The organism is Rheinheimera sp. B2H12, assembly GCF_059620065.1.
This window is the reverse complement of sequence record NZ_CM184363.1, coordinates 3,327,664-3,343,568: the sequence shown is the minus strand read 5'-3', so window position 1 is coordinate 3,343,568 and position 15,905 is coordinate 3,327,664. Positions and strand designations below refer to the sequence as shown.

The following is a 15,905-nucleotide window of genomic DNA, read 5'->3' as shown; positions in this document are numbered from 1 at the left end:
TAACACAGCTGAGGAATCCCCACAAATGGAGTAGGTAAAACAAATAGTTAGGCGAGATGGGAACATTCATTGCAGTTCCTGATCTGATCTTTCGCCAAAAAAATTAACCAGCAGCACGCCATGAATGTTCAACGAATGCTCGCCGATTTTCTCTCATTTGTCACGCCAAAAACATCCATAAAACCAGAATGGCGTCACTTTGCGCGTCGTTGCAAAGTTTAGTCACCAACGGCAAATGTACGGTCACTGCCATCGGTCGCGGAATTCAAAGTGCCGCTACTGAAAAAAGCTGTATTAAAAGAGCCGACCGACTGCTCAGTAAGGAAGGTTTACAGGACGACATTCCGCTGATTTATGCGGCACTGACGAAGGCATTAGTTCAAACTAAACAACCCCTTATCCTGGTTGATTGGAGTAACGCCGACAATAAAAAGCGTGCGGGCCAGCCTCGCACTCGAAGGCCGCTCTTTGACCTTGCTGCAAGAAGTGAAAGCGATTGATGAGTACAACTGCCCACGCGTGCATCAGGCATTTTTACTGCGCCTGAAGGCAAGCCTGCCAGCGGATTGCCGGCCGATTATCGTCACCGACGCCGGTTTTAAGGTGCCGTGGCTGAAACAAATTCGTAAGTTGGGCTGGCATTATATTGCGCGGGTTCGTGGCAATCAGACGCTGCAACTATCTGATTCCAGAACATTTATCAGTGTGGACCAGCTCTACAAAAAAGCCAGAACGACGCCGCAGTGTTTGGGTAAAATTAAGCTCACCAGCAGCCAGCGTTATGTAACCACAGCAGTGTTAGTCGGCACGCACTGGAAACTTCGAAAACGCGATAAACATAAGTCATACAAAGAGCCATGGTTACTGGTAAGTTCATTAGCGCAAACAACCGATTATGCTTCAAAAATCGCTAAGTGTTACAGCGCCAGAATGCAAATTGAAGAGAGCTTCCGCGACCAGAAAAGCCAGACATATGGTCTTGGCAGCAACGCGCATCAGACCTATAAAAAGGAACGTCTCAAAGTGCTGTTAATGCTTGCTGCGCTCGCCAACTGGCTTCATTCATTACATGCTTGGATTGGCGGTGGAAATCAGTGGCCAACATAGGTCGTTGCAAGCCAACAGCATCAAACATCGACGGGTGTTGTCGTGCAATTATCTAGGAATGCGGTTATGTCGTCTGGCACGGCTGACAATCTCAGCGCAGGATATCCAAGCTGCCATCAGGCAAATCATGACTTGGGCTGAAGAGTGGGATTGGAAAAGTATTAAATCGGTAAGTTATTGATATGATTAGAGCGTTTATGGGGATCCGTCAGCTAACACAGACCAAGTTTGCTAAACAACAAGGTATCGACCCGAGTTATTTCAGCCTGCGCAAGCGGCAATTGCTCGCCTGGCAACCCGGTCATGCGTTTTACAAAGTTGGGTGGCGCTTTGGCCTGAAGCCTGCCATAACGCAATAAAATATTGCCACTGGGCGGCACTGCGATGAATTCTTGCCATGATCGTTCTCCTGTCAAATTCAGGAGTTCAGATTATCGCGCGGGAATTAGGGCTGGAAGACGGCGTAGAATGAACGGTTACGCTTGGCAAGGTGTCGTTCAAAAAAATAAACACGCCTGCTCTCACCCTGCTGATACCACATTACCCATTCAATACAAGCTTACTTAGGTTTGAGTTCCAGATGGTTGCTATCACGTTAATATAAATCAGCTAAATATTAAAAATTTGACTTTACATGTTTGCATTGAATGCTTATCGTCATACAGGGTTCCTAGTCTTGCATCATCCGGAACGCACTTTAAAGGAAATTTTGACTATTCTGGAACTGGCATGAATATTAAATGTTCATTATATGTGTTTTTCATTGTTTTTTATGGATTAATCCTAAAAGTTCAAGCTGCCAAATCTCACAACTGCACAGAAACGATAACAAATTTATCGCAAATGTTAAGCAGGATGGGGGAGTTTTCAGATAACACACCTGTTGCTAAAAATATCTGTATAGCACCCGGGGTCTATACGCTTCCACTGAATCACTCGCTGAACTTTACATATGCACGAAATGTTTCTATCTCCGCTCCTCAAGGCAATGTGGTTATAACAGGATCATTCTATAACCTAGGAGATGCTTTAACGGGGAATATTATAAATATACAAGACAGCAATAATTTTTCTATTCATAATATAGAAATAAATAATAATACAAGGTATTCCAAGCAAGAATATCATAAACATTCTCGCGCAATTTATGTCAAAAATAGTTTTGTAAGCGTTGTGGGTGCAAAGTTGAATTCTCATGGAAAAGGTACTTTATCGGTATTTGACTCAGATTTTTATATTGAAAATTCAATTGTTAATTGTTTTTACTTTTGTATTGGGCTAACAAACTCCAGATTAGAATCTTACTCATCTAGTTATTATATTAATGACGAAAGTAACGTTTTAGATGATCATACAGCATTTTGGGTGGATAACTCAGATTTAATAATAAACGGAGGTGTTGTCAATTTTGACACCGGGCAGGGATTTGTTTCTGGAACTAACACGGTAGAAAATTCAATTGACATTCGAGATGTTTCAATAATAAACCCAGATAGGATGCTAGCTTGGATTTCTCTACATGGTAACTATAAAAATATCATTATAAATATAACAGGTTCTTATTCTCATAAAATAAAGAGTTTTTTCTGTATCAAATGGCAGAACATGAATTGCCCAACAGGATTGGAAAGAGGAAACATGCCATCAGATGGTACTGTAGATAATTCATCAGTAAGAATTAGAAAAAATATAAATAGTAGTTATATTAGTTTTCCAAAGCCACCTCAGGTAACCTCAAAGATTATGATAATTGATGGAGGATATTCTTATAGTAAAGATATTTTTAGATTATATGATTTTTTTCTATCTGATAATATAGGTATAGAAAGTGGCGCTTCAATAAGTTGGTCAAATTTTCATCCGAGCTTCTTTGCTGGCTGGTTAGATATTAATGATGATGCCGCTTTTGGAGACTTTTATGGTAACGGTAGTCAACAACTTCTTACTATTAACAACGGCCAAAACGATGGAGTCATCGCGCTTCTGGATATAAATTTTATTAATAAAACGACTACTAGAAGATATTGGAAAGACTGGGTAGATATCCAGCCAGACCTTTTGAGTAATTGGCGGACAATGGTTGTAGGAAAATTTTACAACACTACAAAATCACAGTTGCTTTATCTAACAAGCTTAAACAGCAACAAACCAGAACTCTTTAGTATCTTTGAATTGGCCGGTACAAATCAGCTGATTAATGTTACTTCGGCAACCAGAAACGCTACACATAACCCTATGCTTGCAGGTTGGACAGATAGCAATGACCATATACTAAGCGGAAACTTTATGGGGGAAAATTTTGATCAAGTACTACTATTGAATTCAGATGGACAAGGAGGAATGATACAGATTTTAGGCATAAATGCACACAGCCAATTAACCCAGAAGTTCTGGCAGAACTGGAATAGCCAAACTACAGATACTATTTACAACTGGCTTCATTCTAACTCGAAAGTTATCTCTGGCGACTTTATTGGTAACGGCAGAGATCAAATAGCAATCATTAACCCTAACAACCTGACTGGCGGGATAATATTGCTCCAATGCGATCCTATCAATAACCAATTTAATATTGTATATCATCTGACTTGGGTTCAATTAGGCTCCAATCCTTTCTCCAGCGTAATTTCTAATAACTTATTTAGAACGAGTGTCAAAACTGTCTCTGCAATTCTTTAATGTTAACAAGCAAAAAGCCGAAAAATCCGGACATCCAGAGTAATCGTAACTCAAACCCCACATTCCCCAGTTAGCTAAAGCACCATACGCTGTTTGCATCATTCACCAAGCAAGTTTTTTTATGATCCGCAGAACCTCCGAACAATGGCTGGCGCTGTTTGACCAGCACAAAACCAGCGGTCTAACACAGACCAAGTTTGCTAAACAACAAGGTATCGACCCGAGTTATTTCAGCCTGCGCAAGCGGCAATTGTTCGCCTGGCAACAGGAAAACAACGACGGTTTTGTAGAACTAACGCCGAATGGCATTCTGTTTCGCCAACCAATGATACTAAAAAAACGCGATGTTGAACTGCATCTACCTGCCGGAACCGATGCGGTGTGGGCCTAGCCGGCAGTTTTTTTATACCTGCATGGCAACAGAGTTCAGCATTGTAGGTCAGTAGGCTTATCATTCAATAGCTTATGCTTTATGCTTAGTGGCAACGCTGGCCTGATGCTGTACATCTTGGCAAATATTTTTTGCATGGCTTTAAACCTTGTGGCGCTGGCTTGCGACTTAGTGGCTATAAACAATAAAAACCGGATATCAACTGGCATGACAGGTACGTTGGATACGCTTGTTGCACAAGCGCAAAAAGGCGATCAGCAAGCTTTTTTTCAATTATACCAACAGTTTAAAGGTAAGGTTTATGCAATTTGCCTGCGACTTTGTGCCGATCGGGCGCAAGCGGAAGATGCCACACAGGAAGTTTTTCTGAAAATTTGGCAGCAATTGCCACAATTTCGTGGCGACAGTGCTTTTAGTACCTGGCTGCATCCAATAGCTTGTTGCACTGCGGTTGATCTGTGGCGGAAAAATAAAGTCAGCCGGCTTAGCACAGATATCAGTGAGCTTGCTGAAGTCGGTTTGCCAGCAGATCATCCGGATGCGGAGCTGGAAAAAGCGATTTTACGGTTGCCGGACCAGGCCAGAGCCGTGTTTGTATTGTTTGCACTGGAAGGCTACCAGCATCAGGAGATAGCCCAGATGCTGCAAATCGCCACCGGCAGCAGTAAAGCACAGTATCACCGGGCCAGGCAGTTATTAATGGGGTGGTTAGATGCAGAATAACAAGTTAGAGCAGCGGTTAGCGCAGTTGCCTGAGCAAATGGCACCCACAGCGGATTTGTGGCCAGCCCTGGCCGCCAGACTGGCCAGCACGGCGCAGCAAACCCCGATTGCAGCGGCGGACAGGCGTGAACCTGCAACAAACGGCCCGGGTTGGTGGTATGGCATGGCTGCTGCGCTGCTGTTGTCGGTCCTTGGCTGGTGGCAATTTCCGGCGGGCCAGCAGCAAGGCGCGATCACACCGGAACTGGCCGCTTTGCCGGTGGCAGCAGCACCAATGCCAGCAGCAACATCGGACAACAAGGCCGGTCGTGCTGATTTGGGCCGGGCTGAATGGCAACTCATCAGGCTATTTGAAACCGACAAAGCGCGGTTACTGAAACAATTAACAGTAGTGCCAGCTGAGTACGGCGATTGGCAACAACAATTGGCCATTTGGCAGCAAGCCAGCCGCCAAATCCAGCATGCGCTCAGCTATCAGCCGGACCAGCCGGTGTTATTACGACAATTACAACGTGTACAGCAACAACAACTCGCTTATTTACAAAAACTGGTCCAGTCGGACTTGAGTTAACCCGGAGCTTATATGAAAAATTCTACTGCAACCCTGTTTTCCCTGAGTTTGTTGGCGGCCAGTTTGCTGTCAGTGCCGGTGATGGCGGCAGGGGCCGATATTAATGAACAACGTCAGGTGCAGGCCAATGAAAAAATTTATATCGAAAATTTGCGTGGTCTGGTTGATATCGTCGCGACTGACAAAGCACAGTTTAGTGTCAAAGGTCAGCTCGATGAAAAAGCCGAAGGTTTTGAACTGACCTCAAAAGATGGTTTTACCCGTTTTATTGTCAAAATGCCGCAGCAACAGTACAACTGGCGTGGTGAGGAGAACAATACCCATGGTTCAAAGCTCAAGATTGAAGTGCCAAAAGGCTCGGCGCTGGAATTCAGTGGCGTTAATACCGACGTGACAGTGGCAGGCGTGCAGGGAAGCAGTAAAATTCAGACCGTCAACGGTGCCATTGCCACCACCCAACTGAGTAACGACATTGCCTTGGAAACCGTCAATGGTGAAATCACCAGTGTTGGCAGTAACGGTCGGATCCGGCTCAATACGGTCAATGGTGAAATTGATGACAAAGGCTCCAGTGGCCGACTGGCAGCGGAAGCGGTGAATGGCGAAATTTCCATCCAAACCAAAGCCAGTGAAGTCAATGTTTCTGTGGTGAATGGTGAAGTAAAAATGCTGCTGGACAGTACTGAACGACTGGAGTTCAGTTCAGTCAATGGTGAGATCAGTGCCGAGTTGCAGAACAGTCCGGCACCGAAAATCAGTGCCAGTAGTGTCAGTGGCGATCTGAAACTGGTGCTGTCAAAAAGCAGCAGTGCCCGTTTTAAGCTGGATGCGAATGCCGGTGGTGATATCGAGAACAAACTGACCGGCCAAAAAGCCGAAAAAAGCAAATATGGTCCGCGCCGTAGCCTGGAATTCAGTCTGGGTCAGGGCGAAGGCAGTGTTGAGATGACGACGGTTAGTGGCGATTTAACACTGGAAGGCCGTTAAGACGAAGTACAGCCACCGCCTGCACGGGCAGAAGGTGGCTGTAGTTGTGAGCGCTGTTTAGAACCGATAGTTCAATTGTGCACCCAGTACCTGGGCATGGTTTTTATAATCCACAGTTAAAGCGGATTTGTATAAAGCGACATCGTTGGCATTGTATTCGCGTTCAACGATGCTCATGCTTTTCATCCACATATAACCGTAAGCCAGATCCAGTGTCCATTGCGGCGTCAAGACAACAGTGGCGCCTGCGGTCCACCATAAGCGGTCCGTGGTTGGCACCCGGGCGGTTTTATGACTGCTGTCAATCGGGTTTTCATCAAAAGCCAGACCAGTTTTCAGCGTCAGATGTGGCTGATATTGATGCGTCAGACCCAAGGCCGCTGACAGGGTATCGTGCCAGTATTCCGGGATATAGCCAATGTAACCGGTTTTAGCCAGGTTTTCTGGCAACTGGGTCGATAGCGAAATGGATGGCGTAGCAGCCTGACTGACAATTTCAATATGCTCAAATGAACTCCAGCCAGTCCAGCTTAGGCTGGCCTGCCAGGACCAGTCAGCCCACAGCCGGTGATCCAGGCTCAATGTCAGATTGGCAGGTGTGGTTAAATTCAGTTGGCTTTGTTCGGTCAGTAACGGACTTGACGCCAGTTTTCCTGTCGCTTTGGATATTGCCGGTAATTTGGCATTGACCACGATAAAATTGGCCGAACCCTGCACATTGGCCCCAGTGATTGGCGTGTTGGTAATTTCGGAATCACCTTCAAGCTTAAATTTCAGCTGTGCATGGTACACCAGTGCCAGACTGAGATCGGGCGTGACTTTACCATACAGGCCCAGGCTATAGCCAGGCGCTATATCATTGCCATTGACTTCATAATGGCTCTGGCAATAAGCCGCATTATAGACATCCCGTTGGTACAGTTGATTAATGGCGGTACCGGTTTCACAAAGCCCACTGTGATCTTTAAATTTAGATAAAGTGCCTGCTGCCCGATTAACCGAAAGCCCCAGGCCCAGCGCCCAGTCGTTATTGAGCTGATAGGATAAAGAACCTTGTAAGGCCAGCACCTGGATGGCAGTTTCATCGGCAAAATAACGACCCGCCCAATCATCGTCGTAATCAGATGACAGGCCAAATGGCACATAAAAACCGACGCCATAGTTAACTTGATTGTTGAGTTTATCGCTGTAAAACACAAAAGGGACGGCTTCGAGCAAACTATTTTTGCCGCTGCTGCGACCAACCACCGGTAAACCACCCGCACTTTTGGCGTTGGCGTTGCGGTAATCGGTATCTGCTTTAATCAGGTTCAGACCTGAAGATAGCTCTGCACCTTGTAACTGGCTGATGGCTGCCGGATTGGAATAGACTAAACTGGCGTCGGTGATTTGTGCACCGCGACCGGCATAAGCATTTGCCATAGAACTGACAGATTGTTCGTATAACTTATAGCCTTCGGCCTGGGCCAGGCAGGCACCAAGCAGACTGAATATCGACACTGCGACCGCAGTTGGTTTAAACATGGGAGCCCCTTTGTTGAGAGTGCTGTAGCTGGTCACTGCCATCGGACAGTTCCGCTGTATATCTTGTTGTTATCGGTTGTGAGCTGCAATGGTCAGACCTGATGGCCAAACCTGCGACGGCGGGCAGTATAGAGAGTTGTTTGCCTAGAGTACAGACTCTAAACCTTGCCTGATTCGACGCTGGTCGCACTCAGAGTTGATGAAATTAACTAATCGTTAGTCAATTTGGCTAACGGCGGAAACATCTTGTTGCATAGTTAACAGGCGATATTGATTTATCTTCATGATTTACAGGCATAAAATGGTGATATTCTAGTCTGGCATGCCAGATGCTATATCGCTGACAGTGACGTTTAATTAAGCTTATCCAAGCAAGGAATTGATAATGAAAACCCCAACCCGTTTACACAGTGCTGTTTGTTTGTCATTGCTCACCACTGCGCTGTTGCTGACAGGCTGTGAATCCGCCACTGGCAGTGAAGATGCGGCCAAACCCGAGCAACAAGTCAGTATTCCGGTAGAGGCTGCGTCTGTCAGCCGTGGTGCTATCAGCAGTACTTACCGTACCACTTCAACCCTGGAAGCCAAAGCTGATGCTGAAGTGAACAGTAAAGCGACCGGTCTGGTGAAGACTGTGTTGGTGGAAGAAGGTGATCATGTGGAGGCAGGCCAGGTGCTGGCCACCCTGGATACTGAGCGGCAACGCATCCAACTGGCACAAGGCAAAGCAGAATTAGGTCAGCTTAAAAGTGAAATGGCCCGGATTGAAAAGATGTATCAGCGCAAGCTGGTGAGTGCGGATGTCTACGACAAATTAAAATGGCAACTTGAATCAATGACGGCCGCTGTGGGCATGCAGGAGTTATCGCTGCGCGACACTGAAATTCGGGCGCCAATTTCTGGTGTCATTGCCAGACGTTATGTCAAAGTTGGTCAATTGATCACTGAATATTCGTCAAAAGCACTGTTTCATGTGGTGTCGCAACAGCGACTGGAAGCTGTGGTGAATCTGCCGGAAAGTCAGTTGCATCAAGCTCGTGTCGGTCAAACGGCTTATCTGAATTTTGCCGGTTTGCCAATGCAACAGGCGAAAATTGTCCGGATTTCACCTGTGGTGGATGCGACCTCTGGCACTGCCCGTGTCACTATTGGCATCGATAATGCTGATTTAACCCTCAAAGCCGGGATGTTTGCCCAGGTTGAGCTGCAATACGACGCTAAAGCCACCGCCTTGTTGGTACCCAAACGTGCGGTGCTGGCAATGGATAACACCAGTTCAGTCTTTGTGGTGAAAGATGGCAAAGTCAGCCGCAAACAAATTAAAACTGGGTATGAATCTGATGCTGCTATTGAAGTGCTGGAAGGTCTGATTGAAGGTGAACAAGTTGTCACTGCCGGTCAAGCCAGTCTGAAAGATAAAAGTTTAGTTAATGTGGTCAACAGCCACAGTTAATCCCGCCGTTCTGATTTGAGCAGCTGCCTGTTGGCAGCTGCGACAAACAACAATTACAAGGAATCACAACGATGAAACTGGTCAACCTCGCCGTGACCCGTCCGGTCACGATCTGGATGTTTACTTTAGGTATTATGCTATTTGGCCTGGTGGCAATGTCCCGGCTGGCGGTGAATTTATTACCGGATCTGTCTTATCCGACGCTGACAATCCGGACTGAGTATCTGGGCGCTGCACCGGCAGAAGTGGAACAATTGGTCAGTAAGCCGATTGAAGAAAGTATTGGCGTGGTTAAGGGGGTACGTAAAGTTCAATCGGTGTCCCGTGCCGGTCGCTCCGACGTCATCATGGAGTTTGAATGGGGCACAGATATGGATTTGGCTGGCCTGGATGTGCGGGAAAAACTGGATGTATTGTTTTTACCGCTGGATGTGAAAAAGCCGCTGGTGTTACGTTTTAACCCGAATTTGGATCCGGTGGTCAGGCTGGCGCTGAACCGGACTGATTTGACCACGCCGCTGAGTAACCCACAGTTGGTGGCGCTGCGTACTTTTGCCGATGAAGAGTTAAGACGTAAACTGGAATCCTTGTCCGGTGTCGCCGCAGTCAGGCCAGACGGCGGTTTGACTCAGGAAATTCAGGTGCTGATTGATAATGAAAAACTGAGTCAGTTGAATCTGGATATCAGCACCGTCAACGCTAGACTGACCGAGCAAAATATTAATCAGGCTGGCGGCCGGCTGGAAACAGGCAGCCATGATTATCTGGTCAGAACTATTAATCAGTTTAGTAGTCTGGAGCAAATGCGCGCGCTGTATATTGCCACCGTGAATGGCAGTCACGTCCGGCTCAGTGATATAGCCGAAGTCCGGGATAGTTTTGTTGACCGGCAGAGTATTACTTATGTCAACGGTCAGCCAGCGATTGAAATTGCTATCTATAAAGAAGGTGATGCCAACACCGTCAAAGTGGCGGATACAGTGCTGGCGACGCTGGAAACGCTGAAAAAAGATTTACCGTCAGGCTATGCCCTGACGCTGGTGTACAACCAATCGACCTTTATCGCGGATGCCATCGCGGAAGTTAAATCATCGGCCTTGGTTGGTGGCGTGCTGGCGATGTTAGTGCTGTATCTGTTCCTGCGTAATCTCTGGACTACGCTGGTCATTTCAATTTCGATCCCGTTATCAGTAATTGCCACTTTTAACCTGATGCATGCTCAGCATATCAGTCTGAATATTATGAGCCTGGGTGGTATTGCGCTGGCTATTGGGATGCTGGTGGATAATGCCATCGTGGTACTGGAAAATATTTCGCGTTATAAAGATCAGGGCATGTCGGCGCTGGAAGCTGCAAAAAAAGGTGCCAGCGAAGTCTCGATGGCGATTACCGCGTCGACTTTAACCACAGTGGCAGTGTTTTTCCCACTGGTATTTATTGATGGTGTGGCCGGGCAACTGTTTAAGGATCAAGCATTGACGGTGACTTATGCGTTACTGGCGTCTTTGCTGGTGGCACTGACCTTGATCCCGACGATGGCGGCCCGTGAAGGCAGTTTTAAACTTGCAGCAGAGCCTGAAGCTGCGCCCACCACAACTGAGCCTTTAGTAAAACGCTGGTATTACTGGCCGGTGTTTGTGCTGAAATTGCCTTTTACCCTGCTTGGCTTGTTGTTGTCCTGGCTGATTGCTGCCGCCACTTTAGTCTGGCGCTTGCTTGCTGCGGCCGGACGTTTGCTGTTTTCACCTTTGCTGAATTTAGTGCAATCGGCCCTGCAATGGCTGGAACAAAGCTATCGGCTGGCGTTGCAGGCTGCGTTGCGGGCCAAAGCACTGGTGTTATTGCTGACATTAACGGTGACAGGTTTGTGTTTCAGTCTGGCACCAAGGCTAGGTTTTGATGTTATTCCGGCCCTGAGCCAGGGCGAGTTTTATGTCGAAGTGCAATTACCGGTCGGGTCGGCCATAGAACGGACAGATCAGGTCCTGACGGCATTGGCGGCGGTAGCAGCAGCGCAAACTGCGGTGGAACGCAGTTATGCCCAGGCGGGGACTGGTCAGCAGATGACGGTGGATCCTTCTATCGGTGGCAGTCATTGGGGCCGGTTAAATGTGGTGCTTAAAGCCGGCACTGATGCTGCTACTGAACAACAAATTCAGCAGTTGTTTCGTGACACTGTGGCTTCGATGCCGGATGTGGTGGCAAAAATTGACGCGCCGCAATTGTTTAATCTGACCAAGCCGATGGAAATTGAGTTATCCGGCCACGAGTTACCAGCGCTGAAAAATGCCAGCGATTTGCTGAGCCAGCGGATGGCGCAAGATCAGCGTTTTGCCGATATCAAATCCAGTCTGCGTGCTGGCCAGCCGGAAATTACCCTGCATTTTGATCATCAGCGCTTGTCGCAACTTGGGATGACTGCGGCCGATGTGGCAAAACGGGTGGCTAATTATGTCGGCGGCGAACTGGCTGGCCAGTATTCGATTTCCGATCGCAAAGTGGATATCCGGGTGCGGCTGGCAGAACAATATCGCAATTCAGAGCAAGAGCTGGCTCAGATCATTATTAATCCACAAAGTGAATTGCCACTGCCGTTGTCTGCGGTGGCTACGATCAGCCGCGAGATAGGCCCAAGTGAAATCACCCGTATTGGTCAGCAGCGGGTGGCCTTGGTGTCGGCTAATCTGGCGTTCGGTGATATTGAACAGGCCACCCAGGCCATCAATGCCATGTTAAAGGAATTACGTTTCCCCTATGGTGTCACGGCACAGGTCGCAGGCCAAAGTGAAGAGTTGACCCGTTCTTATCAGTCTTTGTTGATTGCGCTGGCGCTGGCGGTGTTCCTGGTCTATCTGGTGATGGCCTCACAGTTTGAAAATCTGCTGCAACCGTTACTCATTCTGTTTACCGTGCCACTGGCTGGCGCCGGCGCTGTGTTGGGACTGTGGCTGACCGGTACCCGGGTTTCAGTGATTGTGTTTATCGGTCTGATTATGCTGGCTGGTATTGTGGTGAATAATGCCATCGTGCTGATTGACCGGATTAACCAGCTGCGCGCAGAAGGGATGACGGTCGATTTGGCGATTGTCGAAGCAGGGGCGACCCGGCTAAGACCGGTGCTGATGACCACCTTAACCACAGTGCTTGGTTTATTACCGATGATGTTTGGCGGCGATGGTGCTGAAATGCGGGCGCCGATGGCGATTACCGTGATTTTTGGCCTGAGTCTGGCCACCTTACTGACGTTACTCTTTATCCCGGTATTGTATCGGCTGAGCTGCCGCGACCGTGCAGTGCAGGAGCATTCGAATGGACTTTAAACCTTTTGCCTTAACCAGGCTGGCGCTGACCCGGCCTGTCACTGTCTGTATGTTGTTTTTATCGCTGCTGGTGTTTGGTTTGTTCAGCAGTCAGAAACTACCACTTGAACTGTTACCCGGCATTGATATTCCAGAAATTTATGTCAATGTGCCTTATCCAAACGCCGCGCCGGCCGAGGTGGAACGTTTAATTGCCAGGCCACTGGAAGAAGCGTTGTCGACAGTGACCGGTATTAAAGTGATGCGCTCTTTCTCCCGCGAAGAAGGGGTGGATGTAGGGCTGGAGTTTAACTGGGAAGAAAATATCAATACCAAGAGTATTGAAGTGCGTGAGCGCTTAGACAGTGTGCGGCACTTGTTGCCCAAAGACGTCGAGCGGGTGCTGGTATTTCAGTTTAATACCAGCGATATCCCGATTTTTCAGTTGCGGATTTCCAGCGAACGCGATTTAGCTATGGCCTATGACTTACTGGAACGCCAGGTAAAACGGCCGCTGGAACGGGTGGCCGGGGTGTCGAAAGTCGAGTTGTATGGCGTTGCCAAACGTGAAGTGGTGATCCGGCTGTTGCCGGAAAAACTATCGAGTCTGCAGATTGATGCGGCTGAGTTAGTGCGCTACCTGCAACAACAAAACTTTGCCATGACCGCCGGTGAAATTCGCACCAAAGAACATAGTATTCTGGTGAAGACTGTTGGCGAGCTGGCATCGCTGGATGAAATCCGCCGCTTGCCGATTAAACCCGGCATTGTGTTGGCTGATTTGGCCGACATTCAGTTGGAGCTACCGAAGCTGACCGAAGGACGCAAACTTAATCAATCCAGCGCGGTTGGGATGAACATTTATAAAGAGTCCGGTGCCAATCTGGTGGATGTGTCTAAAGCGGCATTGGCGGTGCTGAAAAACGTCGATCAGGACCCGGCATTTCAAGGGATTGATATTTATGTGATGGACGATACCGCCGAAAGTGTCACCGATTCGTTATCCAATCTGCTGAGTTCGGGAGTGGTCGGCGCTATTTTATCTTTTGCGGTGTTATTTCTGTTTTTGCGTCATCTGCCAACCACCTTGCTGGTGGTGTTATCAGTCCCGGTGTCTTTGGCGATTACTTTGGGCATGATGTACGCCCTTGGCTATAGCCTGAATATTCTCAGTATGATGGGGTTATTGCTGGCCGTGGGCATGCTGGTCGATAACTCAGTGGTGGTGATTGAAAGTATTTTCCGCGAAAGAAGCCAAGATGCGGATATCCGCCGGGCGACAGAACGTGGCGTGTATCGGGTTGGGCTGGCCGTGTTGGCCGGGACTGCCACCACCGCCATCGTTTTCTTACCCAATATCATTGGGCAAAAGGTTGAGCTGACCATCTTTCTTGAGCATGTGGCTATTGCCATTACCATTTCACTGGCGGTGTCCTTGCTGATTGCATTGACCCTGATCCCGTTATTGTCGCAAAAAATCAAAAGCATCGGTCAGCAACAAAGTTATCAGCCGAGCCGTATCGATCTGTTTTATCGCCGGCAGTTACACTGGACTATGGGCCACCCTAAAGCGGCAACAGCGATCGCTGTATTGTTGCTGCTCAGTATCGCGCTGCCGATGAGCCTAGTGTCGTCTGGCGATGACGAAGATAGTGACAATAAAAGGTTGTATATCAATTACCAGTTGCAGTCGAATTATAGTCTGACCGAAGTGGAGCAGGAAGTGACAAGGATGGAAGATTATCTTTTGAAAAATAAAGATAAATTCCATATTGAATCTGTCTACAGTTATTACAATCCGGAAGAAGCAACCACCACGTTGATGCTCAAAGACGGCCTGCCGATGCCCGCCAAACAACTGCAGGAATTGATTAGCAAAGACTGGCCAGCGATGGTGCGCAGCAAACCGCAATTTGGCTGGGATAACTCAGGTGGTGGTTTGCAGTTGTATCTGAGCGGATCTTCTACCGCCACCTTGTTAGAATTGTCTGATACTTTGCTGCCAGTGTTAAAGCAAATCAAAGGCTTAAATGATGTACGTGCCGATATCAGCCAAGGTCAGAATGAGCTGCAGATTAAACTACAGCCAGATGCCATGCAAAGGCATGGTTTGACGGCACAGCAAGTGGCTGATGTGGTGAGTCTGGCGCTGCGCGGTACCAATTTACGCACCTTCCGCACCGCTGAACAGGGTGAAGTGCAGTTGCGGCTGTTGTTCGACAAAAAAGTTGGCTTATCGCTTGAGCAACTGCAGGCCTTACCGCTGCAACTGACCGAAACTGGTACTGTGCGGTTGTCACAGGTTGCGACTTTGACGGTGACCCCACGACTGGCTGAGATCCGCCGCTTTAACCGCCAAACGTCGCTGGCCATTGGGATGAATTTATCTGAAGAGCTAAAAATGGACGATGCCAGGAAACAACTGGAGCAAGCTATTGCTCAGTTACAGTTGCCGCCTGGTTATAGCTGGTCGTTTGAAGGCAAATTCCGCAGCCAGGATGAGTCAGAAGGTATTATGGCCACCAATATGCTGTTAGCGGTGGCGATGATTTATCTGGTGATGGCAGCCTTGTTTGAGTCGCTGTTGTTGCCAACTGCGGTGATTGGCTCTTTGTTATTCTCTTTTGTCGGGGTGTTCTGGGCTTTTTTACTGACCGGTACCACCATGGGCGTGATGGGCATGATTGGGATGCTGGTGCTGATGGGGGTGGTGGTCAATAACGGTATTGTGTTGGTGGATCGCATCAATCAGCGCCGGCAGGAAGATCCGGCGGCGGAACTGGTTGGCATGATTATCTTGTCCTGTGAAGAACGACTGAGGCCTATATTGATGACAGTGTCGACCACAGTGCTAGGTTTGATCCCACTGGCGATTGGCGATGCCAATATCGGCGGGGGCGGGCCTTCCTATGCACCGATGGCGATTGCCATTATCGGTGGTCTGGTGTTTTCAACCCTGACCAGCCTGCTGCTGGTGCCACTGACGTACTGGGGATTGATCCGGTTGGGGGGACGGTGGCAAGCCTTTGTGCTGCGTTCGCGCGGTCGGGTTGATCGGCTGATCCGGGCTTAAGATTTGCTGGATGGCAGCGGCGATCGCTTGACCGCCGCTGATTTTGTGCTTGCAGGCGGCTTTGGTTGTTCGTTACAATGTGCGCCTTCCTGCTTGGG

10 protein-coding genes and 1 pseudogene are annotated in these 15,905 nt (G+C 48.1%); 9 read left to right on the top strand and 2 right to left on the bottom strand.

What is annotated here, in order from left to right:
- Positions 1 to 120 precede the first annotated feature (120 nt).
- Positions 121 to 1,288, top strand: a pseudogene (locus AC53GJ_RS14355) (IS4 family transposase).
- Positions 1,289 to 1,368: 80 nt separating this feature from the next.
- Here the strand turns inward: AC53GJ_RS14355 and AC53GJ_RS14350 are convergent.
- Positions 1,369 to 1,506, bottom strand: coding sequence for a hypothetical protein (locus AC53GJ_RS14350; RefSeq protein WP_496728635.1), 138 nt, complete (start codon positions 1,504 to 1,506; stop codon positions 1,369 to 1,371).
- A gap of 330 nt (positions 1,507 to 1,836) precedes the next feature.
- Here AC53GJ_RS14350 and AC53GJ_RS14345 point away from each other — a divergent pair, with 330 nt between their 5' ends.
- The 5 genes from AC53GJ_RS14345 (at position 1,837) to AC53GJ_RS14325 (ending at position 6,458) form a co-directional block, all read left to right on the top strand.
- Positions 1,837 to 3,786 (top strand): hypothetical protein, encoded by a 1,950-nt coding sequence (locus AC53GJ_RS14345; RefSeq protein WP_496728633.1) that lies wholly within the window; start codon positions 1,837 to 1,839, stop codon positions 3,784 to 3,786.
- Positions 3,787 to 3,907: 121 nt separating this feature from the next.
- Positions 3,908 to 4,177, top strand: coding sequence for an IS66 family insertion sequence element accessory protein TnpA (gene tnpA / locus AC53GJ_RS14340; protein ID WP_496728632.1), 270 nt, complete (start codon positions 3,908 to 3,910; stop codon positions 4,175 to 4,177).
- Positions 4,178 to 4,384: 207 nt separating this feature from the next.
- Positions 4,385 to 4,900, top strand: coding sequence for an RNA polymerase sigma factor (locus AC53GJ_RS14335; protein WP_496728630.1), 516 nt, complete (start codon positions 4,385 to 4,387; stop codon positions 4,898 to 4,900).
- The gene (locus tag AC53GJ_RS14330) at positions 4,890 to 5,471 is read left to right on the top strand and encodes a hypothetical protein (RefSeq protein WP_496728628.1); all 582 of its coding nucleotides are present in this window, start codon (positions 4,890 to 4,892) and stop codon (positions 5,469 to 5,471) included. The genes AC53GJ_RS14335 and AC53GJ_RS14330 overlap by 11 nt, the downstream gene beginning before the upstream one ends.
- A gap of 12 nt (positions 5,472 to 5,483) precedes the next feature.
- On the top strand, positions 5,484 to 6,458 hold the full coding sequence (locus AC53GJ_RS14325; protein WP_496728626.1) for a DUF4097 family beta strand repeat-containing protein: 975 nt from the start codon (positions 5,484 to 5,486) through the stop codon (positions 6,456 to 6,458).
- A gap of 57 nt (positions 6,459 to 6,515) precedes the next feature.
- Here AC53GJ_RS14325 and AC53GJ_RS14320 read toward each other — a convergent pair whose 3' ends face one another.
- Complete coding sequence (locus AC53GJ_RS14320) at positions 6,516 to 7,982, bottom strand: OmpP1/FadL family transporter (protein ID WP_496728624.1); 1,467 nt, start codon at positions 7,980 to 7,982, stop codon at positions 6,516 to 6,518.
- Between the two features lie 385 nt (positions 7,983 to 8,367).
- Between AC53GJ_RS14320 and AC53GJ_RS14315 the strand changes: the two genes are divergently transcribed.
- The 3 genes from AC53GJ_RS14315 to AC53GJ_RS14305 all read left to right on the top strand — a co-directional run bounded on the left by AC53GJ_RS14315 (position 8,368) and on the right by AC53GJ_RS14305 (position 15,807).
- Entirely contained in the window at positions 8,368 to 9,435 is a 1,068-nt protein-coding gene (locus AC53GJ_RS14315) for an efflux RND transporter periplasmic adaptor subunit (RefSeq protein ID WP_496728623.1), read from the top strand.
- A gap of 71 nt (positions 9,436 to 9,506) precedes the next feature.
- A complete protein-coding gene (locus tag AC53GJ_RS14310; RefSeq protein WP_496728621.1) occupies positions 9,507 to 12,755 on the top strand; it encodes an efflux RND transporter permease subunit in 3,249 nt (1,082 codons plus the stop codon).
- Positions 12,745 to 15,807 (top strand): efflux RND transporter permease subunit, encoded by a 3,063-nt coding sequence (locus AC53GJ_RS14305; protein WP_496728619.1) that lies wholly within the window; start codon positions 12,745 to 12,747, stop codon positions 15,805 to 15,807. The genes AC53GJ_RS14310 and AC53GJ_RS14305 overlap by 11 nt, the downstream gene beginning before the upstream one ends.
- The last annotated feature ends 98 nt before the right edge of the window (positions 15,808 to 15,905 follow it).

What these genes read in the sequence shown, in the direction of transcription:
- AC53GJ_RS14310 (WP_496728621.1), top strand. Translation starts at nt 9,507, where the DNA reads ATGAAACTGGTCAACCTCGCCGTGACCCGTCCGGTCACGATCTGGATG.
- tnpA (WP_496728632.1), top strand. Translation starts at nt 3,908, where the DNA reads ATGATCCGCAGAACCTCCGAACAATGGCTGGCGCTGTTTGACCAGCAC.
- AC53GJ_RS14335 (WP_496728630.1), top strand. Translation starts at nt 4,385, where the DNA reads ATGACAGGTACGTTGGATACGCTTGTTGCACAAGCGCAAAAAGGCGAT.
- AC53GJ_RS14350 (WP_496728635.1), bottom strand. Translation starts at nt 1,506, where the DNA reads ATGGCAAGAATTCATCGCAGTGCCGCCCAGTGGCAATATTTTATTGCG.
- AC53GJ_RS14305 (WP_496728619.1), top strand. Translation starts at nt 12,745, where the DNA reads ATGGACTTTAAACCTTTTGCCTTAACCAGGCTGGCGCTGACCCGGCCT.
- AC53GJ_RS14325 (WP_496728626.1), top strand. Translation starts at nt 5,484, where the DNA reads ATGAAAAATTCTACTGCAACCCTGTTTTCCCTGAGTTTGTTGGCGGCC.
- AC53GJ_RS14330 (WP_496728628.1), top strand. Translation starts at nt 4,890, where the DNA reads ATGCAGAATAACAAGTTAGAGCAGCGGTTAGCGCAGTTGCCTGAGCAA.
- AC53GJ_RS14320 (WP_496728624.1), bottom strand. Translation starts at nt 7,982, where the DNA reads ATGTTTAAACCAACTGCGGTCGCAGTGTCGATATTCAGTCTGCTTGGT.
- AC53GJ_RS14315 (WP_496728623.1), top strand. Translation starts at nt 8,368, where the DNA reads ATGAAAACCCCAACCCGTTTACACAGTGCTGTTTGTTTGTCATTGCTC.
- AC53GJ_RS14345 (WP_496728633.1), top strand. Translation starts at nt 1,837, where the DNA reads ATGAATATTAAATGTTCATTATATGTGTTTTTCATTGTTTTTTATGGA.